Annotated in this window: 19 protein-coding genes; 10 read left to right on the forward strand and 9 right to left on the reverse strand. The window is 63.0% G+C overall.

Annotation, left to right across the window (positions count from 1 at the left end; genetic code table 11):
• Positions 1 to 9 precede the first annotated feature (9 nt).
• Entirely contained in the window at positions 10 to 297 is a 288-nt protein-coding gene (locus tag EN885_RS27220; RefSeq protein ID WP_126106397.1) for a succinate dehydrogenase assembly factor 2, read from the reverse strand.
• Positions 298 to 389: 92 nt separating this feature from the next.
• On the opposite strand from EN885_RS27220, the gene recG reads away from it, so the two are divergent.
• A complete protein-coding gene (gene recG, locus EN885_RS27225) occupies positions 390 to 2,498 on the forward strand; it encodes an ATP-dependent DNA helicase RecG (protein WP_128242514.1) in 2,109 nt (702 codons plus the stop codon).
• Here the strand turns inward: recG and EN885_RS27230 are convergent.
• The 4 genes from EN885_RS27230 to EN885_RS27245 all read right to left on the reverse strand — a co-directional run bounded on the left by EN885_RS27230 (position 2,450) and on the right by EN885_RS27245 (position 7,623).
• The gene (locus EN885_RS27230) at positions 2,450 to 3,208 is read right to left on the reverse strand and encodes a DUF502 domain-containing protein (RefSeq protein WP_126106395.1); all 759 of its coding nucleotides are present in this window, start codon (positions 3,206 to 3,208) and stop codon (positions 2,450 to 2,452) included. The two genes, recG and EN885_RS27230, sit on opposite strands and share 49 nt — an antisense overlap.
• Before the next feature lie 80 nt (positions 3,209 to 3,288).
• Positions 3,289 to 5,112: a glutamine--fructose-6-phosphate transaminase (isomerizing) gene (gene glmS, locus EN885_RS27235; RefSeq protein WP_126106394.1), complete on the reverse strand. Its 1,824-nt coding sequence runs from the start codon at positions 5,110 to 5,112 to the stop codon at positions 3,289 to 3,291.
• 234 nt (positions 5,113 to 5,346) lie between these two features.
• A complete protein-coding gene (gene glmU, locus EN885_RS27240) occupies positions 5,347 to 6,708 on the reverse strand; it encodes a bifunctional UDP-N-acetylglucosamine diphosphorylase/glucosamine-1-phosphate N-acetyltransferase GlmU (RefSeq protein ID WP_128242513.1) in 1,362 nt (453 codons plus the stop codon).
• Between the two features lie 168 nt (positions 6,709 to 6,876).
• Positions 6,877 to 7,623 carry a cytochrome c biogenesis CcdA family protein gene (locus EN885_RS27245; RefSeq protein WP_127291531.1) on the reverse strand — a complete coding sequence of 249 codons (747 nt, stop codon included), beginning with the start codon at positions 7,621 to 7,623 and terminating at the stop codon, positions 6,877 to 6,879.
• Positions 7,624 to 7,797: 174 nt separating this feature from the next.
• On the opposite strand from EN885_RS27245, the gene EN885_RS27250 reads away from it, so the two are divergent.
• The 8 genes from EN885_RS27250 to rpmG all read left to right on the forward strand — a co-directional run bounded on the left by EN885_RS27250 (position 7,798) and on the right by rpmG (position 17,041).
• Complete coding sequence (locus tag EN885_RS27250) at positions 7,798 to 8,175, forward strand: hypothetical protein (RefSeq protein ID WP_128242512.1); 378 nt, start codon at positions 7,798 to 7,800, stop codon at positions 8,173 to 8,175.
• Positions 8,176 to 8,625: 450 nt separating this feature from the next.
• The gene (topA, locus tag EN885_RS27255) at positions 8,626 to 11,253 is read left to right on the forward strand and encodes a type I DNA topoisomerase (protein WP_128242511.1); all 2,628 of its coding nucleotides are present in this window, start codon (positions 8,626 to 8,628) and stop codon (positions 11,251 to 11,253) included.
• Positions 11,254 to 11,295: 42 nt separating this feature from the next.
• Positions 11,296 to 13,566 (forward strand): ribonuclease R, encoded by a 2,271-nt coding sequence (gene rnr, locus EN885_RS27260; protein ID WP_245493157.1) that lies wholly within the window; start codon positions 11,296 to 11,298, stop codon positions 13,564 to 13,566.
• The gene (locus tag EN885_RS27265; protein WP_126106388.1) at positions 13,566 to 14,018 is read left to right on the forward strand and encodes a DUF983 domain-containing protein; all 453 of its coding nucleotides are present in this window, start codon (positions 13,566 to 13,568) and stop codon (positions 14,016 to 14,018) included. The genes rnr and EN885_RS27265 overlap by 1 nt, the downstream gene beginning before the upstream one ends.
• Before the next feature lie 72 nt (positions 14,019 to 14,090).
• Positions 14,091 to 14,825, forward strand: a complete 735-nt coding sequence (locus tag EN885_RS27270) for an NUDIX domain-containing protein (RefSeq protein ID WP_128242509.1) — start codon at positions 14,091 to 14,093, stop codon at positions 14,823 to 14,825.
• A gap of 20 nt (positions 14,826 to 14,845) precedes the next feature.
• A complete protein-coding gene (locus EN885_RS27275; RefSeq protein WP_128242508.1) occupies positions 14,846 to 16,021 on the forward strand; it encodes an MFS transporter in 1,176 nt (391 codons plus the stop codon).
• Positions 16,022 to 16,125: 104 nt separating this feature from the next.
• Complete coding sequence (locus EN885_RS27280) at positions 16,126 to 16,584, forward strand: hypothetical protein (protein ID WP_128242507.1); 459 nt, start codon at positions 16,126 to 16,128, stop codon at positions 16,582 to 16,584.
• Positions 16,585 to 16,873: 289 nt separating this feature from the next.
• A complete protein-coding gene (gene rpmG, locus EN885_RS27290; protein ID WP_006201775.1) occupies positions 16,874 to 17,041 on the forward strand; it encodes a 50S ribosomal protein L33 in 168 nt (55 codons plus the stop codon).
• A gap of 390 nt (positions 17,042 to 17,431) precedes the next feature.
• On the opposite strand, the gene EN885_RS27300 is transcribed toward rpmG, so the two are convergent.
• Both EN885_RS27300 and EN885_RS27305 read right to left on the reverse strand, forming a co-directional pair.
• Positions 17,432 to 18,805, reverse strand: a complete 1,374-nt coding sequence (locus EN885_RS27300; protein ID WP_128242744.1) for a PleD family two-component system response regulator — start codon at positions 18,803 to 18,805, stop codon at positions 17,432 to 17,434.
• Between the two features lie 33 nt (positions 18,806 to 18,838).
• Positions 18,839 to 19,195: a response regulator gene (locus EN885_RS27305; RefSeq protein WP_287247952.1), complete on the reverse strand. Its 357-nt coding sequence runs from the start codon at positions 19,193 to 19,195 to the stop codon at positions 18,839 to 18,841.
• A gap of 250 nt (positions 19,196 to 19,445) precedes the next feature.
• Between EN885_RS27305 and EN885_RS27310 the strand changes: the two genes are divergently transcribed.
• Positions 19,446 to 19,745: a DUF3572 domain-containing protein gene (locus EN885_RS27310; RefSeq protein WP_128242743.1), complete on the forward strand. Its 300-nt coding sequence runs from the start codon at positions 19,446 to 19,448 to the stop codon at positions 19,743 to 19,745.
• Between the two features lie 102 nt (positions 19,746 to 19,847).
• On the opposite strand, the gene EN885_RS27315 is transcribed toward EN885_RS27310, so the two are convergent.
• Both EN885_RS27315 and EN885_RS27320 read right to left on the reverse strand, forming a co-directional pair.
• Positions 19,848 to 21,341 (reverse strand): hypothetical protein, encoded by a 1,494-nt coding sequence (locus EN885_RS27315; RefSeq protein ID WP_128242742.1) that lies wholly within the window; start codon positions 21,339 to 21,341, stop codon positions 19,848 to 19,850.
• 101 nt (positions 21,342 to 21,442) lie between these two features.
• Complete coding sequence (locus tag EN885_RS27320; protein WP_245329857.1) at positions 21,443 to 22,888, reverse strand: S8 family serine peptidase; 1,446 nt, start codon at positions 22,886 to 22,888, stop codon at positions 21,443 to 21,445.
• Between the last annotated feature and the right edge of the window lie 83 nt (positions 22,889 to 22,971).

Here is a 22,971-nt window from a genome sequence, read left to right on the forward strand (position 1 = left end):
ATCACGTATTCAGAATGTCATCGCCTGGCGCGACGCCAGGATCTTTTGCAGGACGGCACAGTCGATATTTGCGGGAACCGGGCGCTCGCCGGTGATCACGGGCAGGAATTCGGTATCGGGAACGTCGAGGAGCCTTTCATATTGGTCGAGTTCGTCGCCGGTCAAGACGCCGATCTCGGCGTCCGCGAAACTGCCGAGAATGAGGTCCATCTCACGCATGCCGCGATGCCAGGAGCGAAACAGAAGCTTGCGGCGGCGGGCGTCGAGCCCCTCGCTTGATCGTCTCGTTCCGGTCATTGTCCTGCTTCCTTGCCTGAAGCGGCGCATATAGCGTGGATAGAGGGCGGTGTCAGCCTTGCGCTACGACCGTCGCGACATAAGCTGACATCATGCGCCCTTCCCTCCTCGATCCGCTGTTTGTCCCGATCACCTCGCTTGCCGGCGTCGGGCCGAAGGTCGGCGCGCTGATCGAGAAAATCGTGCCGGCCGATCTCGGCGATCGTGCGGCGCGCGCCGGCGATCTTTTGTTCGTGCTGCCCCACACGGTGATCGACCGCCGCAACCGGCCGGGTATCGCCGGTTCGGCCGAAGGCGCGATCGTCACCCTTGATGTGCGGATCGATCGCCACCAGCCGCCGCCGCGCGGCAACAGATCGGTGCCGTACCGGGTCTACGCCCATGACGACACTGGCGAGATCGCGCTGACCTTCTTCCATGCGCACGCCGCCTATCTCGAAAAAGCGATGCCGGAAGGCGAGCATGTCGTGGTCTCGGGTCGAATGGAATGGTTCAACGGCCGCCCGACCATGGTTCACCCCGACCACATCGCGCTGGCCAGCGAAGCGGAAAACCTGCCGCTGGTCGAGCCGGTCTATCCGCTCACCGCCGGGCTCTCGGGAAAAGTGCTGCGCCGGGCAATCGGCCAGGCGCTCGCTCGCTTGCCGGTGCTGCCGGAATGGCAGGATGGCGAGTTTCTGCGCCGCCAGACCTTTCCTGCCTTCGGCGATGCGCTCGCCCGCATCCACAATCCCGCCGACCCGATCGACGTGTCCGTCGACGGCGCAGCCTGGCGGCGTCTCGCCTATGACGAGTTTCTGGCAGGCCAGGTGTCGCTGGCACTGGTGCGGGCAAAAGTCCGCCGCTTGTCCGGACGACCATTGGTCGGTGACGGCCGCATCGTCGAAAAGCTGCGCGCCGCCCTTCCCTATTCGCTGACCACCTCGCAGGAAATGGCGCTTGCCGAAATCAACGCCGATCTCGGTGATCCCGAACGCATGCTGCGCCTGCTGCAGGGCGATGTCGGCTCCGGCAAGACGGTTGTCGCGCTGCTCGCCATGGGGCGCGCCGTCGAGGCAGGCGGCCAGGCGGCATTGATGGCGCCAACCGAAATCCTGGCGCGCCAGCATCTTGCGACGATTGCACCGTTGGCAGAACAGGCGGGCCTGCGCGTTGCCATCCTCACCGGCCGCGAAAAGGGCCGCGAGCGCACCGAGACGCTGGCCGGCCTGGCCAGTGGCGAGATCGACATCGTCGTCGGCACCCACGCCCTGTTCCAGGAAACGGTAACGTTCCACGACCTCGTCTTCGCTGTCATCGACGAACAGCACCGTTTTGGCGTCCATCAGCGGCTTGCCATCACCGCCAAGGGCGACGCGCCCGACATGCTGGTGATGACGGCGACGCCGATCCCACGCACGCTGGTGCTGACCGCCTTCGGCGACATGGATGTTTCGAAGCTCACCGAAAAGCCGGCCGGGCGCCAGCCGGTCCGCACCGTCACCCTGCCGCTCGAACGGCTCGACGAACTGGTCGGCCGCATGCGCGACGCCGTCGCCGACGGCCAGAAGATCTACTGGATCTGTCCGCTGGTGGAGGAATCCGAAGAGATCAAGCTGATGTCGGCGGAGGACCGTTTTGCCTCGCTAAAGCCGCTGTTCGGCGACTGGATCGGCCTGGTGCACGGGCGCATGAAGGGCGCCGACAAGGACGAGGCGATGCGCGCCTTCAAGGCCGGCGAGACACGCATCCTGATCGCCACCACGGTCATCGAGGTCGGCGTCGATGTGCCGGATGCCACGATCATGGTCATCGAGCATGCCGAGCGCTTCGGCCTCGCCCAGCTGCACCAGTTGCGCGGCCGGGTCGGGCGCGGCGAAAAACCGTCGTCCTGCGTGCTGCTCTACAAGGATCCGCTCGGTGAAACGGCAACGCGCCGGCTGTCGGTGATGCGCGAGACCGAGGACGGCTTCCGCATCGCCGAGGAGGACCTGAAGCTGCGTGGCGAAGGCGAGCTGCTGGGCACCCGCCAGTCCGGCACGCCGGGCTTCCAGGTGGCGCGCATCGAGGCGCATGCCGACCTGCTCGAAGCCGCCCGCGACGACGCACGGCTGATCCTGTCGCGCGATCCCGAGCTGCAATCCGAACGCGGCGCCGCCCTTCGCATGCTGCTCTATTTGTTCGGCCGCGACGAGGCAGTGCGGCTCTTACGCGCCGGCTGAGGCTCGGCACCGACCGGCGGATTGGCGATCTGAACGCCGATCGGCTTGCCGTTCAGCGTCACCATTTTCGTCTTGACCTCCGGCGCCACCAGCCCGGCCGAGACAATCAGCTTGGCGCCGTCCTCGATCGTCATGTCGAGCAGCACGACATCGGATTTCGGCACATACATCAGGAAGCCGGTGGTCGGGTTGGGCGTGCACGGCATGAACACCGCGATCAGCGGGTTGCCTTCCTGGTCGAGCTTCTGGTTGATCTCGGTTTCCTTCTCGCTGGCGACGAAGACCAGCGACCAGACGCCCTTGCGCGGGTATTCGACCAGCCCGACCTGGCGGAACATGTTTCCCTTGTTCGACAGCACGGTCTCGAAGATCTGCTTCAGCGAGCCGTAGACGCCGCGCACCAGGGGCATGCGGCCGAGCAGCCGCTCGCCGAACAAGACGATGGCGCGGCCAACGATATTGGCGGTCAGGAAACCGATCAGAGTGATCAGGATCAAGGCGACGATCAGGCCAAATCCCGGAACCGGCGCCGGCAGATAGCTATCGGGGTTGTAGCGCGCCGGAATGTAGGGTTTCACCCAGGAATCGACCCAGCCGATGAAAGACCAGGCGATGTAGGCGGTGATCGCCAGCGGCGCGCAGACGACGAAGCCTGTCAGGAAATAATTCCGCAGCCGGGTCATGCCTGAGGTCTTGGGAGCATCGGACATGGTTCACCGCAGCACTGATTGCGGCGCAACATTAGTGAACCGCATTCGGCTTTGGAACTGCGAAATTTTTAAACCACGCCTTACTCCACAGTCACCGATTTCGCCAGATTACGCGGCTGGTCGACGTCGGTGCCCATGAACACCGCGGTGAAATAGGCCAGCATCTGGATCGGCAGCGCGTAGATGATCGGCGAGATGATTTCCGGCACGTCCGGCAGCACGATCGTCTCCATCGTCTTCACCGTGGCGTGTGCGGCACCCTTGCTGTCGGTGATCAGGATGATCTTGCCGCCGCGCGCCGCTACTTCCTGCATGTTCGACACGGTCTTTTCAAAGATGCGGTCATGCGGGGCAATGACGATCACCGGCATGTTCTCGTCGATCAGCGCGATCGGCCCGTGCTTCAGTTCGCCGGCGGCATAGCCCTCGGCATGGATATAGGAGATTTCCTTGAGCTTCAGCGCGCCTTCCATGGCCAGCGGAAAATTGGTATCGCGGCCGAGATAGAGCACGTTTTTGTAGTGAGAAAGGTCGCGCGCGACCTTTTCGATCTGCCCATCGAGCTTCAGGACCTGATTGGCATAGCGCGGCGCTTCCGACAGTTGGCGGACCAGCGTCGTTTCCTGCTCGCGCGAAATCGTTCCGCGCGCCACGCCCGCCCGCACGGCAAGCGACGCCAGCACCGACAATTGACAGGTGAAGGCCTTGGTCGAGGCGACGCCGATCTCCGGCCCGGCCAGCGTCGGCAGGATAACGTCGGATTCACGCGCCATCGTCGATTCTCGGACATTGACGACCGCGCCGATCTTCATGCCCGCCTTGCGGCAATAGCGCAGCGAGGCCAGTGTGTCGGCGGTCTCGCCCGACTGCGAGATGAAAAAGGCGGCGTCTGTCTTCGACAGCGGCATCTCGCGATAGCGGAATTCCGAAGCGACATCGATGTCGACCGGCAGCCGCGCATAGCGCTCGAACCAGTATTTGCTGATCAGGCCGGCCAGATAGGCGGTGCCGCAGGCCGAAATCGCCAACCGGTCAATTTTGGCGAAATCGAACGGCAGGTCGAGCGGCTTCGAGACGCCGCCGACAAAATCCACATAATGCGCCAGCGTGTGCGAGATCACTTCGGGCTGTTCATGGATTTCCTTCTCCATGAAATGGCGCCGATTGCCCTTGTCGACCATGAAGCTGGTGCTGAGCGACTGCTGGCGCTTACGGTCGACCTTGTTGCCGTCCATGTCGAAGATGGCGACCTCGTTGCGGCGCACAACCGCCCAGTCGCCGTCCTCCAGATAGGTGATCGAATTGGTGAACGGGGCGAGCGCGATGGCGTCGGAGCCCAGGAACATCTCGCCGTCGCCATGGCCGACGGCCAGCGGCGGGCCGTTTCGCGCGCCGACGATGAGGTCCTCATCGCCCTTGAACATGATGGCCAGCGCAAAGGCGCCTTCCAGCCGCTTCAGCGCCTGGTGCGCGGCCTCGACCGGCTTCAGGCCCCTGGCCAGTTCACGCGCCACCAGATGGGCGACGACCTCGGTGTCCGTCTGCGATGAAAATGTGTAGCCGTCGCGCATCAGCTCGTCGCGCAATTCGGCGAAATTCTCGATGATGCCATTGTGGACGATCGCGACGCCGTCGGAAAAATGCGGATGCGCATTGGTTTCGTTCGGCACGCCATGCGTTGCCCAGCGCGTGTGGCCGATGCCGATCATGCCGTCGAGTGGTTCGTCCTTCAGCCGGCGCTCGAGATTGATCAGCTTGCCCTCGGCGCGGCGGCGCCCAAGCTTGCCATGCTCGATTGTAGCGACACCGGCCGAATCATAGCCGCGATATTCGAGCCTTTTTAGCGCATCGACGATGAGTGGCGCGACCGGCGAGTGACCGACAATTCCGACAATACCGCACATAGACGTTTGCCCCCGATTCCGGCATAAACCCGGCGCCATTTAGGGACGGCCGGGCTGCCGCGAAAATCACATTGCGTTTCGTTCCGTATCAGCCGGAACTGTTCTTGCACAGATGCACCATGACAGGGCGCACTTGCAATCCGGTTACCGCGATCGCTCGGTTTCTCCGTACGGGCATCCTATCGCGCCCAACAGTTCCTGAAATCCGTCAAAGACATGATGCAGTCGTCGCGGCTAGGCTTTTTTCCGGGCCGCCGCGGCCGAAGCAAAACGCTCGCGCAATTCCTTGCCCTTGCCGGCCAGCGTCCTCTGGCGGGCGCGGCCGAAGGCCAGCGCATCGTCGGGCACGTTTTCGGTGATCACGCTGCCCGAAGCGATGTAGCCGCCCTTGCCGATTGTAACCGGCGCCACCAGCGAGGAATTTGAGCCGATGAAAGCACCTTCGCCGATGTCGGTGAAGAACTTCGAATAGCCGTCATAGTTGCAGGTGATGGTTCCAGCGCCGATGTTGGCGCCGGCGCCGACGCGGGCATCGCCGATATAGGTCAGGTGGTTGACCTTGGCGCCTTCCTCGATCGTCGCCCCTTTGACCTCGCAGAAATTGCCGACCTTGGCTTTTTGCCGGAGATCGGCGCCCGGCCGCAGCCGCGCATACGGACCGACATCGCAGTTCGAGGCGATCGTGGCGCCTTCGATATGGCTGAAAGCATGGATCTTGGCGCCCGTGGCGATCGTCACGCCCGGCCCGAACCAGACATTGGGTTCGACAATCGTGTCCGCGCCGATCTCGGTATCGTGCGAAAAGAACACGGTTTCCGGCGCGATCAATGTGACGCCAGAGAGCATGGCCTCGCGCCGCCGGCGCGTCTGCCAGATGCCTTCCGCCGCGGCGAGTTCGGCGCGGTTGTTGATGCCGAGCGCATTTTCGAAGCTGGCTTCTGCGGCAACGACATCAAAACCCTGCCCGCCGGCGATCTCGACGATGTCGGTGAGATAATATTCGCCCTTGGCGTTGTTGTTGCCGACTTGGTCGAGCAGCTGCAGCGCGTGCTTGCCCGCAACCGCCATCAGCCCGCCATTGCAGAAGGTGATTTTCTTCTCCTCGTCGGTGCAGTCCTTTTCCTCCCGGATGGCGATGAGTTTGCCGCCCTTTTCGATCAGCCGGCCATAGCCGGAAGGATTTGACGTGCGGAAGCCGACCACAACGACGGCAGCGCCTTCGGCCAGCTTCAGGCGCGCAGCGGTCAGCACCTCCGGATCGATCAGCGGCGTGTCGCCGAACATCACCAGGATGTCGTCGTAACCCTTTGATATCGCGTCGCGAGCAGCCAGAACGGCATGCGCCGTGCCGAGCCGCTTATCCTGGACGAAGGTCTCCGCCTTCAGCGCGAACTTTTGCGTGGCCTTGCGCATCTCTTCCGCGCCATGGCCGATCACCAGCGCCTGGTCGCCCGCTCCGGCGGCCTCGGCAGCTCTCACGACATGGGCGACCATCGGCAGGCCGGCGATCGGGTGCAGCACTTTCGGCACGGCGCTTTTCATGCGCGTGCCTTCGCCGGCGGCGAGGATGACGGACAGGCAGGTTCTCTGGCTCATGGAATGGCAACCATATGAAAAGGGTTGGGAATCAAGGCATGTCTAGCATTGGCGCCATGCTGCACCAATGCGGTTAAATTCCGGTGAGATGGTCGAGCAACTGACTTTTAATCAGTAGGTGTAGAGGGTCAATCCAATGCGCCAGCATGGGCTCGTATCTGGTCAAGCCTATCCCAACTGCCCCAGCACAGGGAAATTCTCCAGCAGCCAATAAGACATGGCCTGCACGCCTCCCGTCAGGAAAAAGACGCCGGCGACGACCAGCAGCGCGCCCATCGCTTTTTCGACCCGGCCGAGATGGACGCGAAATTTTGAGAGAAAGCGCATGAAGGCGCCGGAAAACAGCGCCGCGATCAGGAACGGGATGCCGAGGCCGAGCGAATAGGCGGCAAGCAGAGCCGCACCCTCGCCCACCGTCTCGCGGCCGCCGGCCAGCGTCAGGATTGGTCCCAGCACCGGTCCGATGCAGGGTGTCCAGCCGAAGGCGAAGGCAAGTCCCATGACATAGGCGGCAACGATACTGGCCGGCTTGCCCTGCGACTGGAAGCGCGCCTCACGCGACAGCAGCGGGATGCGCAATATGCCGAGGAAGTTCAACCCCATCAGGATGATCAGCACGCCGGCGGCCATCGCCAGCGGCTCCTGCCAGACGCGCAGCAGCCGGCCAATGGTCGAGGCGCCGGCGCCCAACGCCACGAAGACGGTCGAGAAGCCGAGAACGAAAGCGATCGAGGCATAAAGCAGCGCGCTGCGCGCGTCGGCCTTGGCCGTGACGCCGGCATTGCCGCGGAAATCATCGACCGACACGCCGGCCATGTAGCAGAGATAGGGCGGCACCAGCGGCAGCACGCAAGGCGACAGGAACGAGATCGCCCCCGCCCCGACCGCGCTGACATAGCCGATATCCAATGCCATTCCCGAAACTCCAACTGTATCGGCGCCGATATAGCGGCGCACGGACTTGTCCGCCAATCACCATTGCGTGGCAAGTTGCCGCCCTGCATCGAGGAAGAAACGATACGCCAAGCGCGTTGATGCAACGGGGCCGCGACTTTCCGCGCGCTTCTCGATCATATCAGGGAGAACCTCATGAAATCGATCACAGTTGGGCTGGCGGTGCTTTTGCTCGGCACCGCCGCCTCATATGCCGCCGAAGCGTGGAAGGAAGCCGATGTCGGCGGCACCAAGATCTACACCGATGCCAATGGCATGACCCTTTACACCTACGACAAGGACGAGACGGGCAAGTCGAACTGCTACGACAAATGCGCCACCAATTGGCCGCCGCTGAAGGCTGAGGCCGACGCCAAGGCCGAGGGCGAATGGACGGTCGTCGACCGCACCGACGGCACCAAGATGTGGGCCTATGAGGGCAAGCCGCTCTACACGTTCATCAAGGACAAGAAGGCCGGCGATGTGACCGGCGACGGCGTCGGCGGCGTCTGGCATATAGCCAAGGCCGACTAAGCTCGGACCGAGATCCCCGCCTTGACCGGCGGGGAATCGCCGGCTGCCGTGTATCACTGCAGGCCTTCCGGCTGCCAGCTTCTTGCACTGTCCTGCTGGGCATTCCAGCCCACTCGCGGCGCCAGTATCGCCCGCCCGACCGAGCATCATGCCGGTGTCTCTCCGGCTGGGGCTGGCGCATGATCGATGTTTCTCTTATATCCGCGGAAGATTTTGTCCCGTTCTCCCGGATTCATTGCCGGCTTGTCCAACGATAGGCAGCCCGCTCCCTTATCCGAGATTGCGGATATCACATGACTCGCTCTTGGGTTGTGCACTCAATGCAGGACTGCATTTTGGGCGCTTCCCCTTGACCGGATGCAAAAGCCCGGCCATGTGAGCGACAATTGTACGAGATTTCGTCGCGCGCAGCGGAATTCTTCTGCCGCACCACAGCTGATATGAGACCTCATGGACGTCGTCGTCGTCGAATCGCCGGCCAAAGCGAAGACAATCAACAAGTACCTCGGAAAGAACTACAAGGTCCTGGCCTCGTTCGGCCACGTCCGCGATCTGCCGGCCAAGGATGGCTCGGTGCGTCCGGACGAGGACTTTGCCATGTCCTGGGCTGTCGATACCGCCTCGAGCAAACGTCTTGCCGACATCGCCAAGGCGGTCAAGGACGCCGACGGCCTGATCCTCGCCACCGACCCGGATCGCGAGGGCGAAGCCATTTCCTGGCATGTTCTGGAAGTGCTGAAGCAGAAGCGCGCGCTGAAGGACAAGCCGGTCAGCCGCGTCGTCTTCAACGCCATCACCAAGTCATCGGTGCTGGAAGCGATGGCCAATCCGCGCCAGATCGATGCGCCGCTGGTCGACGCCTATCTCGCCCGCCGCGCGCTCGACTATCTCGTCGGCTTCACGCTGTCGCCTGTCCTGTGGCGCAAGCTGCCGGGCGCCCGTTCCGCTGGCCGCGTGCAGTCGGTGGCACTGCGCCTCGTCTGCGACCGCGAATTGGAGATCGAGCGCTTCATCCGCGAGGAGTACTGGCAGGTATCAGCTCTCCTCGGCACACCGCGCAAGGAAAACTTCGAGGCGCGGCTGACCGCCTTCGACCGCAAGAAGCTGCAAAAGCTCGACATTTCGAACAAGGCGCAGGCCGATGACATCAAGGCGATGCTGGAAGGTGCGACCTTCAAGGCGCTATCGGTCGAAGCCAAGCCGACCAAGCGCAATCCAGGTCCGCCCTTCACCACCTCGACGCTGCAGCAGGCTGCCTCCTCGCGTCTCGGTTTTTCGGCAAGCCGCACCATGCAGGTGGCGCAGCGGCTCTATGAAGGCATGGACATCGGCGGCGAGACCACCGGCCTGATCACCTATATGCGAACCGACGGCGTGCAGATGGCGCCCGAGGCGATATCAGCTGCGCGCGATGCGATCGCCAAGGAGTTCGGCCCAAAATACCTGCCCGAGAAGCCGCGCCAATACACGACCAAGGCCAAGAACGCCCAGGAAGCGCACGAAGCGATCCGCCCGACCGATTTCATGCGCACCCCCGCTTCTGTCAGACAATATCTCGATGCCGACCAGGCACGGCTCTACGAGATAGTGTGGAAACGTGCCATCGCCAGCCAGATGCAGCCGGCCGAGATCGAGCGCACCACGGCCGAGATCGAGGCAGTCAACGGCGCTCGCACCGCGGAACTCCGCGCCATCGGTTCGGTCGTTCGCTTCGACGGCTTCATTGCCGCCTATACCGACCAGAAGGACGAGGATTCGGAAGACGAGGAAGACCGCCGTCTGCCCGAGATCCGTGCTGGCGAACAGCTCGACCGCGAGGCGATCAACGCCACCCAGCACACCACCGAGCCACCGCCGCGCTATTCGGAAGCCTCGCTGATCAAGAAGCTGGAAGAACTCGGCATCGGCCGGCCGTCGACCTACACGGCGATCCTGAAGACGCTCGAGGATCGCGACTACGTCAGCATGGACAAGCGCAAGCTGTTGCCGCAGGCCAAGGGTCGGCTGCTGTCGGCCTTCCTCGAAAGCTTCTTCGAGCGCTATGTCGAATATGACTTCACCGCCTCACTCGAGGAAAAGCTCGACGAGATTTCCGACGGCAAGCTCGCCTGGAAGGATGTGCTGCGCGATTTCTGGAAGGATTTTTCGGGCGCCGTCGCCGACATCAAGGAATTGCGCGTCACCGACGTGCTCGACGCGCTCAACGAGGAACTGGCGCCGCTGGTCTTCCCAACGCGGGAAGACGGTTCCAATCCGCGCATCTGCCCGAAATGCGGCACCGGCAACCTGTCGCTGAAGCTCGGCAAGTTCGGCGCCTTCGTCGGCTGCTCCAACTATCCCGAGTGCTCCTTCACCCGCCAGCTCGGCGACGCCGCCAACCCCAATGGCGAAAACGCCAATGGCGAGGACGGCACCAAGGTGCTTGGCAAGGACCCCTACACGGCGGAGGAAATTACGCTGCGTAGCGGTCGTTTCGGCCCCTATATCCAGCGCGGCGACGGCAAAGAAGCCAAGCGCTCCAGCCTGCCCAAAGGCTGGACGGTCGATTCCATCGACCACGAAAAGGCCCTCGCCTTGCTGTCGCTGCCGCGCGATGTCGGCAAGCATCCGGAATCCGGCAAGATGATCTCGGCCGGACTGGGGCGCTACGGTCCGTTCGTGCTGCATGACGGCACCTACGCCAATCTCGACAGCATCGAGGACGTGTTCTCGATCGGTCTCAACCGCGCCGTGTCGGTGATCGCCGAGAAGAAGTTGAAGGGCCCCGGCGGCCGCAATGGCGGCACGCCCGCCGCCTTGAAGGAACTTGGCGAGCATCCGGCGGGCGGCGGCAAGATCGTCGTGCGTGATGGCAAATACGGACCCTATGTCAATTTCGGCAAGGTCAATGCGACGCTGCCGAAGGGCAAGGACCCGCAGTCGGTGACGGTCGAGGACGCGGTGGCGCTGATTGCCGAGAAGGAAGCCAAGGGCGGCAATGGCGGCAGAAAGCCCTTCCGCAAAGCGGCCGCACCTGCCAAAAAGCCTGCGGCAGCCAAAAAACCGGCGGCCAAGAAGGCGGCCAAGAAAAAGGGATAAAGCATCGTGGCGCGCAGGGTATCCGGAAGAAGCCATGGTGATCTGCGCACCGCCGACACGAGGGCCAAGGTCAGGGACAACTACCGGCCGTCCCGCGACGAAATCCTGCGCTACATCGCCGAAAACCCGGATCGCTCCGGCAAACGCGACATCGCCAAGGCGTTTGCGCTGCGCGGCGAGGACCGTATCTGGCTGAAGGACATCTTGCGCGACCTGCAGGATGAGGGCCTGCTGACCAAGGAGCGCAAGCGGCTGGCCCGCGTCGGCGCCCTGGCCCATGTCGCCGTGCTCGACATCTTTGGCCGCGACGCCGACGGCGTGCTGCTGGCACACCCAACCGAAGCCGTGGGCAACGGCGAACCGCCTGTCATAGCGATCCGCGTGTCGCGTGGCGGCGGCGGCCCGACACCGGGCATCGGCGACCGTGTGCTGGCCAAGACCTTTCCAACCGATGACGCGACAGGCCCCGCCTACACCGGGCGGGTGATGAAGATCTTCGAGAAGCGCACCGATGCCGTTCTCGGCGTCTTCCGTGTGCTGCAGGACGGTACCTTTCGCATCGAGCCTGTCGAAAGACGCCAGCCGGAGCTGGTCGTCGACAAGGAATTCCAGAACGGCGCCAAGAACGGCGATCTGGTCGAGGTCGAGCCTGCGCGGGCCTCCCGCTATGGGCTGCCCAGAGCCAAGGTGCTGGCGGTGCTGGGTTCGCTGACCAGCGAAAAGGCGGTCTCGATGATCGCCATCCACGCGCACGATATTCCGCATATTTTCCCGGCAGACGTCATCGCCGAGGCAGAGGCGGTCAAACCGGCGACGCTGGCCGACCGCGAGGACTGGCGCGACTTGCCACTGGTCACCATCGATCCGGCCGACGCCAAGGACCATGACGACGCGGTATTCGCCACGCCGGACACGGATGAGAAGAACCCTGGTGGCGTGGTCGTCACCGTGGCGATTGCAGATGTCGCCGCCTATATCCGCTATGGCACTGCGCTCGATCGCGAGGCGCTGAAGCGCGGCAATTCGGTCTATTTCCCGGATCGCGTCGTGCCGATGCTGCCGGAACGCATCTCGAACGACCTTTGTTCGCTGCGCGAAGGCCAGGATCGTCCGGCGCTGGCAGTCCGCATGACCTTCGCGGCCGACGGCCGCAAGCTCAGGCATTCGTTCCACCGCGTCATGATGAAATCGGCGGCGAAACTCGCCTATCCCCAAGCGCAGGCCGCGATCGACGGCGTGCGGGACGACAAAACCGGCCCGATCCTCGACACGGTGCTGAAGCCGCTCTGGGATGCCTACGCCGTCGTGAAGCGCGGCCGTGACACGCGCCAGCCGCTCGAACTCGACCTGCCGGAGCGGAAAATTCTGCTCAAGGAGGACGGCACCGTCGATCGGGTCGTCGTGCCGGAGCGGCTCGACGCGCACAAGCTGATCGAAGAGTTCATGATCCAGGCCAATGTCGCGGCCGCCGAAACACTGGAGGCAAAACGGCAGGCGCTGGTCTATCGCATCCACGACGCGCCTTCTCTCGCCAAGCAGGAATCGCTGCGCGAATTCCTGCAAACGCTGGGCCTGTCGCTGGCGCGCGGCGCGCAGATGCGGCCGAACCAGTTCAATGGCATCCTGGATCGCGTCCGCGGCGCCGACCATGAGGGGCTGGTCAACGAGGTGGTGCTGCGCACGCAGATGCAGGCCGAATATTCGCCCAGCAACATCGGCCATTTCGGCCTCAATCTGAAGCGCTACGCGCATTTCACCTCGCCGATCCGCAGATATGCCGACCTGATCGTGCATCGTGGGCTGATTGCCGCGCTCGGCTTCGGCGCGGGCGGACTGACGCAGGACGAGGCGGAGCGGCTGGAAGAGGTTTCTGCGCTGATCTCGGCCACCGAGCGCCGTGCCATGGCCGCCGAGCGTGACACGGTCGACCGGCTGATCGCCGCCTATCTGGCCGAGCGTGTCGACGAGCGTTTCGATGCACGCATTTCGGGCGTCACCAAATCGGGACTATTTGTCCAATTGCCGCAGTATGGCGCAGATGGTTTCATCCCGGTGTCAAGTCTGGACGGCGATTACTATATATACGACGAAACTGCCCGATCGCTTTTCGGAGAACGCACCGGCAAGGGCTATCAGCTTGCCGACCGCGTCGAGGTTCGCCTGATCGAGGTGGCGCCTATGGCCGGCGCGATGCGTTTCGAGATGCTGACCGACCCAAAGCCGCTGCCCGGCTCCAAACGGTCGTTTCACAAGACCAAAGGCCGCGCCCGCGCGTCGCAATCGCGTCCAGGCTCACGCGGCAGGAGACGGTAATGCCAAGCGATCTGAAAATGAACCAACAGGTTTTCGGCGGCGAACATCACTCGGGCCGGGTCGCCCGTCCGCTATGGACGGCGATGAAGCGCGGCGCGCTTGGCCGCTGCCCGCATTGCGGCGAGGGAAAGCTGTTCCGCGCTTTCGTCAAGACTGTCGACAAGTGCAATCATTGCGGCGAGGAGCTTCATCACCATCGCGCCGACGACCTGCCGGCCTATCTGGTGGTGGTCATCGTCGGCCACATCGTGCTCGGCGCCTTCATGGGCGTCGAAGCGACCTCCACCTTGTCCACCTGGCAGCACATCGCCATCTGGGTGCCGCTGACCATCCTCATGGCGGTCGTCCTACTGCAGCCGGTCAAGGGCGCCGTCATCGGCCTGCAATGGGCGTTCTATATGCATGGCTTCGGCGGGGAAGAAGATCTGATCGAGTCGCATCCCGAGGCTTGAAACCGAGGCTGGCGCAATCGGCATGGCTGGACGCCACTTTCGCATCGGAGAAGATTCCGCTAGGTCGTGCGCATGGACGGCATGACCACGGTGGAAGTCGACAAGGTCGAGCGGATCGCGCTCGACGCCAAGCCTATACGCCCGCGCGACGCCGCGACGTTGATCCTGCTCGACCGCAAGGGCGGCGAGTTTCTGGTGCTGATGGGCCGGCGCCACGCCCGTCACGCCTTCATGCCTGGGAAATTCGTCTTTCCCGGCGGCCGTACCGATCCGGCCGACAGCCGAATTCCCGTCGCCACCGCGCTGCACCCTGAGGAACAGGCGAGGCTGACCGCCGGCGTTGGCCGCATCAGCCCGGCCCGCGCCCGCGCCATCGCGCTGTCCGCAATCCGCGAGACCTATGAGGAGGCCGGCCTGCTGATCGGTCGGAAAGGCGCCTTCGCGACGAGCAGGCGCGATTGGCAGGGTTTTGCCGAGCACGGCGTAAAACCGTCGCTGGCAGAGCTGCGTTTCATCGCGCGTGCCATCACTCCGCCAAACAGGGTGCGGCGCTTCGATACGCGCTTCTTCAGCGCCTGGCGCGAAGATGTCGCCGTGGAGCTGCCGGACGGCGGTCCGACCAACGAGTTGGAGGAGCTGGTCTGGCTGCCGCTCGCCAAGGCCAGACAGGCCGATATTCCCGACATCACCAGGGCTATCCTGGAGGAGCTGGAAAAGCGGCTCGTCGATGATCCGCTGCTGCGCCCCGGTGGTTCCGTCCCGTTCTACCGGCTTGTCCGCAATCGCTTCGCCCGCGAAATTCTGTAAAGCATAGAGCATTCAAATCCATGACGGTCGATACCCAGCAAGAGGTCGAAGAACGCGTACATTGGCTGCCGATGATCGCGGCGATCTCGTCGATCAGCGTCGTCGGCATTGCCATCGGCCTCGGCATGCCGCTGCTCAGCGTCATCCTCGAAACGCGCGGCCATTCGGCGTCGATGATCGGCTTCAACACCGCTGTCGCCGGGTTCGCCTCGATCGCTGGCGCACCGCTCGCCACCCCGCTCGCCATGCGATTCGGCGTCGCCTGGACGATGCTGGCCATGATCGCCACGGGAGTGCTGGCCTTTGTCGGCTTCCATTTCGCGCCGGACTTCTGGATGTGGTTCCCGCTGCGCATCCTGCTGCACATTGCGCTGACGGTGCTGTTCATCCTGTCGGAATTCTGGATCAGCACATCGGCGCCGCCGCACCGGCGCGGCCTGGTCCTCGGCATCTACGCCACGGTATTGTCGCTCGGCTTTGCCGCCGGGCCGTGGCTGTTCTCCCATCTCGGCAGCACCGGCTTCCTGCCCTTCGGCGTCATCATGGCGCTGGTGACGCTGGCCGCCATCCCAGTCCTGGCGGCACGCAACGAGAGCCCGACGATCGTTTCCAATGGCGAAACCAGCAACTTCCTGCGCTATATCTGGCTGGTGCCGACGGCGACAGCAGCGGTGCTGGTGTTCGGCGCGGTCGAGACCGGCGGCTTTGCGCTGTTCCCGATCTATGGCAGCCGCATCGGCTACTCCGAGGCCGACGCCGCCCTCCTGCTCACCATGATCGGTCTCGGCAACGTACTGTTGCAGATCCCGCTCGGCATGATCAGCGACCGTGTCAGCGACCGCCGTTACCTGCTTCTGGCTTGCGCAACCATCGGGCTTGCCGGCACCATCTTCATGCCCCACTTTGCGCAGAACTGGCACCTGATGGCTGCCCTTCTGTTCGTCTGGGGCGGCGTCGTCGCGGCGATGTACACGATCGGCCTGGCCCATCTCGGCTCGCAGCTTTCCGGTCACGAACTGGCCTCCGCCAACGCCGCCTTTGTGCTTTGCTACGGCGTCGGCATGGTGCTTGGCCCACAGGCGATCGGAATCGGCATGGATATTTTCGGCCCCTCCGGCTTCGGCTGGGCGCTCGGCATGTTCTTCGCCTTCTATATCGCGCTGGTCGGCATCAGGCTCGTCCGAAAAATCCTTTAGAAAGACCGATCGATGCCTCGTGTGGCGCGAGGCTGCTGACATAACCGTGTCAGCAGCACCTGGATAGATTGTCAGCAACACGCCACCAGATTGAGGATGCCATCATGATCGACTCCGGGTTTGAAACGACATCGGTACGGATGGAATTGCTGCTGCTTGTGACCTTTCAATCGCCGGCCTCCGATGTCGACCGCATCATGGAAGCGGTGGTCGCGATCGCGCCGCTCACCATGGGAAAATACGACAGCAATTCCTACCAGTCGGCGCACGGCATCGAGCGCTACCGGCCGCTCGAAGGCGCGGCCGCCGGCGCCGAGACGGAATTACGCCGACGGCCGGGCACGGTGGAAGTGTCGTTCGAACTGCCCGACGACCAGGCGTTGGCCGCCCGCATTGTCGAAGCGATTTTCCAGGTCCACAGCTATCAGGAGCCGGTGATCCGCATTCAGCCGATCCTTGCCAGCCGTTCCAAGGGGTTGGACGACCGCTCCAACCCGAACCGCTGGTGGAACACCACGGGAGACTGGAAGAAGGTGGCTCCGCCGGTTAGGGAAGACGCATAGGAACGGACCGCGGCCTTCCCTTCTCCCCTTGTGGGAGAAGGTGGCCGAGCGAAGCTCGGTCGGATGAGGGGTGCTCCAGCTTGGCGCTGCCGGCACTCCGTCCAGCACCCCTCAACCGTCTTGGCGCTGCGCGCCAATCCACCTTCTCCCACAAGGGGAGAAGGAAGAGGCGCTCTCGCGGGGTTGACTTTCCGGGCGCGTTCTTTATGTGTCGCGCCAAGTTTCCCGCGTCCGGGTGTTTCCCCGTGCTCCAGCGGCTAGAACTCCACGAACATAACGGACGAACAACATGGCCAAAGCCGCAAACATCAAGATCAAGCTTCTGTCGACCGCCGACACCGGTTTCTTCTACGTGACCAGCAAGAACAGCCGCACCAAGACGGACAAGCTGTCGTTCCGCAAATACGATCCTGTCGCCAAGAAGCATGTCGAGTTCAAGGAAACCAAGATCAAGTAATCTGGTTTCTTGCTCTAAAGCCAAAACGCCGCCCCTGTGGGCGGCGTTTTTGTTTCAAGGCTTCGAAAAGTCCGATATTTCCAAGGCTTAGCGCAGAGTCTCGATGTCTTTTCGGAAAGAGGGGGCCGGTCGGCGTTTGGCAGCGGTACGAGGAGGCCACTATGTGCCAGCGCCGGCCGGCCGACCCCACGGACCCAGGAGATGCGGCGGACCTGAGAATCATGGGGTATTCTTCGGATTGACCCGGCGACTACCCTCGCGCCGGTTCCGTCATTGGTCTGCACATTTGCGCAACAGCTTACGAAAATCAACAATTTCTTAACCAAGCGCTGCGAATCGCTTGCGTTAAGGTAAATTCGTAACCCTGTCGCACCGACTGGATAATCGGCGCTACGCCGCCTTGGCGACGACGCGATTACGGCCGGCGCTCTTGGCTTCGTAGAGCGCGAGGTCGGCGCGTTTCATCAGCCCGGCAACCGAGTCCACGCCCTTCAGCACCGACGACACGCCGACGCTGACGGTAACCTCGATCGTCTTGCCATCGAGACCGACGGCAAACGGCATCTGGGCGATTTCGGCGCGAATGCGCTCTGCGACCTTTTCGGCGACCGCGCCGTCCGTGTCCGGCATCACCACGACGAATTCCTCGCCACCGAAGCGGCAGGCGAGATCGATGCCGCGCACATTCTTGCGCAGCCGCCGCGCGAATTCGCGCAGCACCTCGTCGCCGCCGTCATGGCCGTGCGCGTCGTTGATGGTCTTGAAGCGGTCGAGATCGGTGATCATCACCGACAGCGGCCGCCGCCGCGCCACGGCACGATCGAACAATGTCTGCAGATGGCTGTCGAGGTAACGGCGATTGTGCAATCCGGTCAGGGCGTCGGTCACCGCCATCTCGATAGTCTGGGTGACGCTGGCGCGGAGCTGGTCGTTGTAGCGCTTGCGGCGCACTTGCGTGCGCAGCCGAGCGGTCAGCTCCTGCTGGTCGATCGGCCGCATCAGATAGTCGTTGATGCCGAGTTCGAGGCCGCGGATGATGCGCTCTTCCTCACCCTCCTGCGCCAGAAGGATGATCGGCAGGAAACGGGTGCGATCGAGCGAACGCAGTTGCGAGCAGAGCCTGAGCGGATCGAAATCGGCAAAGGCCGTCGAGATCATCACGCATTCATAGGGCGTCTCAGCGGCCTGGAAGAAGCCGGCATGCGGATCGGTGGCAATGTCGAGGTCGGCGCTGCCGCGCAGCATTTTCTGGACGCGCTCGAAGGAAGATTTGCGCTCGTCGATCAGCAGAACTTTCGGCGTTGTGTCCGCGGAAGCGAAGTTGCAGCTCAACAGCTCCTCGATGCCGATATTGCGCGTGGTCGAGGCGCGCAGTCGCAGCTCGTCAGTCAACGTCTTCAGCCTGACCAGGCTTTTGACGCGCGTCATCAATTGCAGATCATTGACCGGCTTGGTCAGAAAATCGTCGGCGCCGGCCTCGAGGCCGCGCACCCGGTCCGAAACCTGGTCGAGCGCGGTGATCATGACGACGGGTATGTGCGACGTCGCCGGATCGCTCTTCAGCCGCCGGCAGACCTCGAACCCGTCCATATCGGGCATCATCACGTCGAGCAGAACGACATCGACCTTGCCGTTTTCGCAGGTCTCGATCGCGTCCAGCCCGTTGGTGGCGGTCAGCACCTCGAAATATTCGGCAAGCAGCCGGACCTCGAGCAGCCTCACATTGGCAGGGATGTCGTCGACGACGAGGATCCGTGCAGTCATCTCACAAAGCTCCGGCTCGGCTGGAAAGGCGCATCAGGCATCGCCCAGGTAGGATTTGATGGTTTCGATGAAACGCGGCACCGAGATCGGCTTGGAAATATAGGCTTCGCAGCCACCCTGGCGGATGCGTTCCTCATCGCCCTTCATCGCGAATGCAGTGACAGCAATGACGGGTATAACATGGAGGTCGTCGTCCTCCTTCAGCCATTTGGTCACTTCCAGCCCCGACACTTCGGGCAGCTGGATGTCCATCAAAATGAGATCCGGCTTGTGCAGTCGCGCCAGATCCAGCGCTTCCAGGCCGTTGCGCGTGCGTACCGTCTCGTAACCGCTCGCTTCGATGAGGTCCCGAAAGAGCTTCATGTTGAGCTCATTGTCCTCGACGATCATGACCTTCTTAGGCATCAAATTCCCGTCCCGGCCTGCCTTCCACTCGAAGGATGCCGCCATGCGCCCTCGCCGGCACGCATCAAACCCTGCTCGACTCTACGGCAATATAATTGACGAAACGGAAACCGGCTGCCGGAAAAGCTTCGGATTTCGCCTCGAGCACCGCATTGCCGAGGTAGATGGCTTGCCGCAGGCGACGCTTGCGATTACTGCCAAAAAGAGACTCATTCCACCGCGCAAGAAGGTAGCGATGGCAAACGCAGCGTCAATGCGCGAGGAAGCGGAAACCATTGCCGTGAAGGCATTGGGCTTTGTCGCCGCCGATCCGGAACTTCTGCCCCGCTTCCTGGCGATCACCGGCATCGAGGCGCATTCCATCCGCCAGGCAGCCGGCGAGCCGGGATTTTTGGCCGGCGTGCTGCAGTTCATCCTCGCCCACGAGCCGACCCTCATGCGGTTCGCGGAGGAAACCGGCACGCCGCCGGCTTCCGTCGGCAAGGCGTTGCGGGCGCTGCCGCTTGGCGACGACAATCATGAGCATTCCATATGAGCGACGATCCCGAAGCAGCGCGGCAGATCGAGGAACTGGCCGCCGACGACTGCGTTTCCAAGCGCCCCGGCAGAACCGCTTAGCCGGGGCTCGCGAAAGCGCCTACGGCGTCGTTTCTTCTTCGCTCTCGTCTGCTTCATCATTAGCAACCGGATCGGCCGGCTTCAGCATGGCGCCGTTGACCATCACCGAACCGTCGGCCTTGGTGTTAATGATCCATTCCAACCGGCCGTCCGGCAGCGTCTTGCCAAACCCTTTGATCGCCAGCACTACCGGGAAATACTGCGCGGCTTCCGGCTCCGACTTCGCCGCCGCCTGCAGGCTTTCCACGATCTTGTCGTAGCCGGCTATATCGATCGTCACATTTGCCTCGGGCTTCATGCCGGGGAACGTCATCTCGCCTTCCAGTGCAATTTCCACGTCGCGGTTCTTCACCGTGCTGTGGCCGATGACCATCTTCGGCGCTTTGGCCATGAAATCGGCGGTCAGCGTTTCGCCGAAGCCGGCCGCCAGCGGAGGATTCTGATTGAGATCAAAGGCTTCGATCGCCTTTTTCGCCATGCTGTCGAGATCGATGTTGGCGCCGCCGAAATTCAGATCGATGTCGGTGGGCAACAGCGCTGTGCTCCAGCCGGGCACAAGATGCTGAGGGATCGTCAATCCCGCCGCCTTGATCGAATAGTTGATCGCTCCGTTCTGGGCGATGCCGTCGGACCCGAAGCTAGTGCCCAGCTCCGTCGCACCGAAATGCCCCACCGGGCTCTCGACAGTGAAATCCTTGAACCCGTAGTTTCCGTCGATCCGCTCCCACAGCGGCAGCGCGGCGAGCAAAAGGGATTTGAGCTGCGCCTGGTTGGCCTTCAGCTTGGCCTCGTCTTCATTGGCGACCGCAAATGCCAGCAGATCGAGAAACGGCTTTGTCCTCAAGCCTTTGCCGGTCGCATTCACCGACAATTCTGGCGATTTGATCGTAAGCGGGAATTTCAGCCCGCTTTTTGGGTCGTCAACGTCGATCGCTTCAACAAAGCCGGCCATCGTCTGTGTCATGGTGAAATCGACACCGCCATTCGCGGCCTTGGTTGCGTTCATGGAGGCCGTACCCGCGCCGGTCCTTATTTCCATGTGTTGCACGGCATCCCGTGAGATCATGGTCATACCGGTCATCAATGTCGTAGCATTGGCGAAAGTTGCCAGCTCGGGATCATAGACCCCGGCAAACTTGCCGCCTTCGACCGAGAACTGCGTGCTCTGTGGCCCCTGCGGTCCGTTGATCTCGAAGGAAGCTCTCGTCGTGAAATCCCCCGAGATATCCCATGTCGCGTCGCTGCGCGGTTTGGCCAGCAGGACATAGGGCGCAAAATCGAACTTCAGCAAATCCTGCTTCGGCAGCATTCCGGCAAGCGCCTTGAAGTCGAAGGCGATCTTGTATGCATCACCTTCCACCGAGACCTTCAGGACGCCTTTGTCGATCGCCTGGCTACCGACGTAGCGCGACAGATTTTCGGAAAGCTGCTTCGCACCCTCGCCATCGACGGCCTGGGCGAAAGCGGGCGCGCTAAGCGCGAGAACGAAGACGGCCGGCAGAACACGGGTCACGCAGAATCTCCGTTGCTATTCTTGTAGTAGAAAACTCCAACCGCAACCGTAAGCCGAAACGGGCGAGGCGCAATCCCTCCCAGGCGTTGGATTGAGGAGCTTCACGTCGCCTTCTTCGGTGTGACGACGCAAGCGGCCCGGGCATTGAGCAGGCCCCAGCCGAAGACGGCGTCCTTGCCCGGCGCACCGAGATCTTCCGCCGACTTGCCGAGTGCGTCGTGAATGTCGGCTGCGGTGGCGTTGCTGTTTGCCGATTTCATCAACGCCGCTGCGGCGGTAACAAACGGCGCCGCGAAGGAGGTGCCGGTCTTTGGCCGGGCGCCGCTGACCGAAGCGGCCGTCCACACTTCGACACCGGGAGCGGCCAGATCGATATGCTCGCCGCGCCCGGCACGCCTGTAGGGACGTTTCATGCGGTCCACCGCCGTCACCGCGATCACATCCGCGTAGGCCGCTGGAAAGGAAGGTCCGGCCTTTGGGCCGCCATTGCCGGCGGCGGCGACGATCACCATGCCGCGGTCGGCAAGCCTTCGGACAAACTGCTCTAGAAGCGCATTCGCAGGACCCGACAGGCTCATATTCGTCACCTGCACGCCGCGCACGGAAAGAAGATCGAGCGCGCGAAGAAGATCATAGACGTCCGAGCGGTCATCCTGGCGATCGCCCCGGTGAAACGCATCGACCGCGATCAGCCTAGCGTGCGGCAGGAGGCCCGGGGCACGGCTGTCGACGCCGCCGACGAGCAGGGCCGCGACGGCGGTGCCGTGCTGGCGGCCGGACTCGGGAAAGCCGTCGTCCGACAGGCGAAGAACTTCGACCCGGCCTTTCGCGAAGGCGGCATGCGCAGGATTGATCGCCGTGTCGATGAGGCCGATCGTGACATTGCCACCGCAGCCGGCGGGAAGGCCTATATCGGCCGGCCAGCCGATCAGGCCCGCGGCGGCGCAGTGGGGTCCGGCACATTCGGCTTCTTGTCCGGGCCGGTAGTAATGCACGAAATCTGCTGTCGACTGCGGACCGGCGTCGATGACAAGCTCGCGTGCAGCCTCCAGCGGCGTATTGGGTGGTATGCGCAGCCGGACCAGCTCCGTTCCCAGAAGCTGGATGTCGGCGCGGTCCAGGACGGTGAAGCCCGTTGCCTGAAGCCGACCGATCTCAGCCGAACTCAGCCCGGTCGCGACGATCTGGTCCGGCGCCCGGGACGGCAAAGGGACGGCCGGCCGTTGCGCGCGCCTGCCGCCGCCTCGTCTTGGCGGCCGCGGAAGAAACCGATCCGTCAGCGAGAGAAACAGATTAGGTCCGGTCGACCGCCGGGGAGCCGTTCCCGACCCACCAGACGACGGGCCGGATCGACCGCCGTCATCACCACCGCCACCATCGTCGCCGCCACCGTCATCACCACCACCATCATCATCGGCGAACGCCGATCTTGGTCCGAACTCTGCGGGCGCCATCTGGCCGCTCGGCGCTTGGGGATCGACCAGCAACGCGACAGCTACCCAGAACGGCAGCAGAGCCTTTGGTCTCAGCCATGAGGTGGCGTCCATAGTTTCCCTTCCGGCCGTTGCCGATTTTCAACATCGCGAGGCTAGCGGACCTATCCGGCAATAAGCTAGCGTTGCGAGGAACG

It is taken from the genome of Mesorhizobium sp. M6A.T.Cr.TU.014.01.1.1, from assembly GCF_004022765.1.
Classification (GTDB): domain Bacteria; phylum Pseudomonadota; class Alphaproteobacteria; order Rhizobiales; family Rhizobiaceae; genus Mesorhizobium; species Mesorhizobium mediterraneum.

Bases quoted from the DNA above. Each gene is read 5' to 3' on its own strand.
- EN885_RS27250 (WP_128242512.1), top strand. From the start codon at position 7,798: ATGAAATCGATCACAGTTGGGCTGGCGGTGCTTTTGCTCGGCACCGCC.
- topA (WP_128242511.1), top strand. From the start codon at position 8,626: ATGGACGTCGTCGTCGTCGAATCGCCGGCCAAAGCGAAGACAATCAAC.
- EN885_RS27275 (WP_128242508.1), top strand. From the start codon at position 14,846: ATGACGGTCGATACCCAGCAAGAGGTCGAAGAACGCGTACATTGGCTG.
- EN885_RS27280 (WP_128242507.1), top strand. From the start codon at position 16,126: ATGATCGACTCCGGGTTTGAAACGACATCGGTACGGATGGAATTGCTG.
- EN885_RS27245 (WP_127291531.1), bottom strand. From the start codon at position 7,623: ATGGCATTGGATATCGGCTATGTCAGCGCGGTCGGGGCGGGGGCGATC.
- EN885_RS27265 (WP_126106388.1), top strand. From the start codon at position 13,566: ATGCCAAGCGATCTGAAAATGAACCAACAGGTTTTCGGCGGCGAACAT.
- rpmG (WP_006201775.1), top strand. From the start codon at position 16,874: ATGGCCAAAGCCGCAAACATCAAGATCAAGCTTCTGTCGACCGCCGAC.
- glmS (WP_126106394.1), bottom strand. From the start codon at position 5,112: ATGTGCGGTATTGTCGGAATTGTCGGTCACTCGCCGGTCGCGCCACTC.
- EN885_RS27310 (WP_128242743.1), top strand. From the start codon at position 19,446: ATGGCAAACGCAGCGTCAATGCGCGAGGAAGCGGAAACCATTGCCGTG.
- EN885_RS27300 (WP_128242744.1), bottom strand. From the start codon at position 18,805: ATGACTGCACGGATCCTCGTCGTCGACGACATCCCTGCCAATGTGAGG.
- EN885_RS27230 (WP_126106395.1), bottom strand. From the start codon at position 3,208: ATGTCCGATGCTCCCAAGACCTCAGGCATGACCCGGCTGCGGAATTAT.
- EN885_RS27305 (WP_287247952.1), bottom strand. From the start codon at position 19,195: ATGATCGTCGAGGACAATGAGCTCAACATGAAGCTCTTTCGGGACCTC.
- EN885_RS27220 (WP_126106397.1), bottom strand. From the start codon at position 297: ATGACCGGAACGAGACGATCAAGCGAGGGGCTCGACGCCCGCCGCCGC.
- glmU (WP_128242513.1), bottom strand. From the start codon at position 6,708: ATGAGCCAGAGAACCTGCCTGTCCGTCATCCTCGCCGCCGGCGAAGGC.
- recG (WP_128242514.1), top strand. From the start codon at position 390: ATGCGCCCTTCCCTCCTCGATCCGCTGTTTGTCCCGATCACCTCGCTT.
- EN885_RS27320 (WP_245329857.1), bottom strand. From the start codon at position 22,888: ATGGACGCCACCTCATGGCTGAGACCAAAGGCTCTGCTGCCGTTCTGG.
- EN885_RS27270 (WP_128242509.1), top strand. From the start codon at position 14,091: ATGGACGGCATGACCACGGTGGAAGTCGACAAGGTCGAGCGGATCGCG.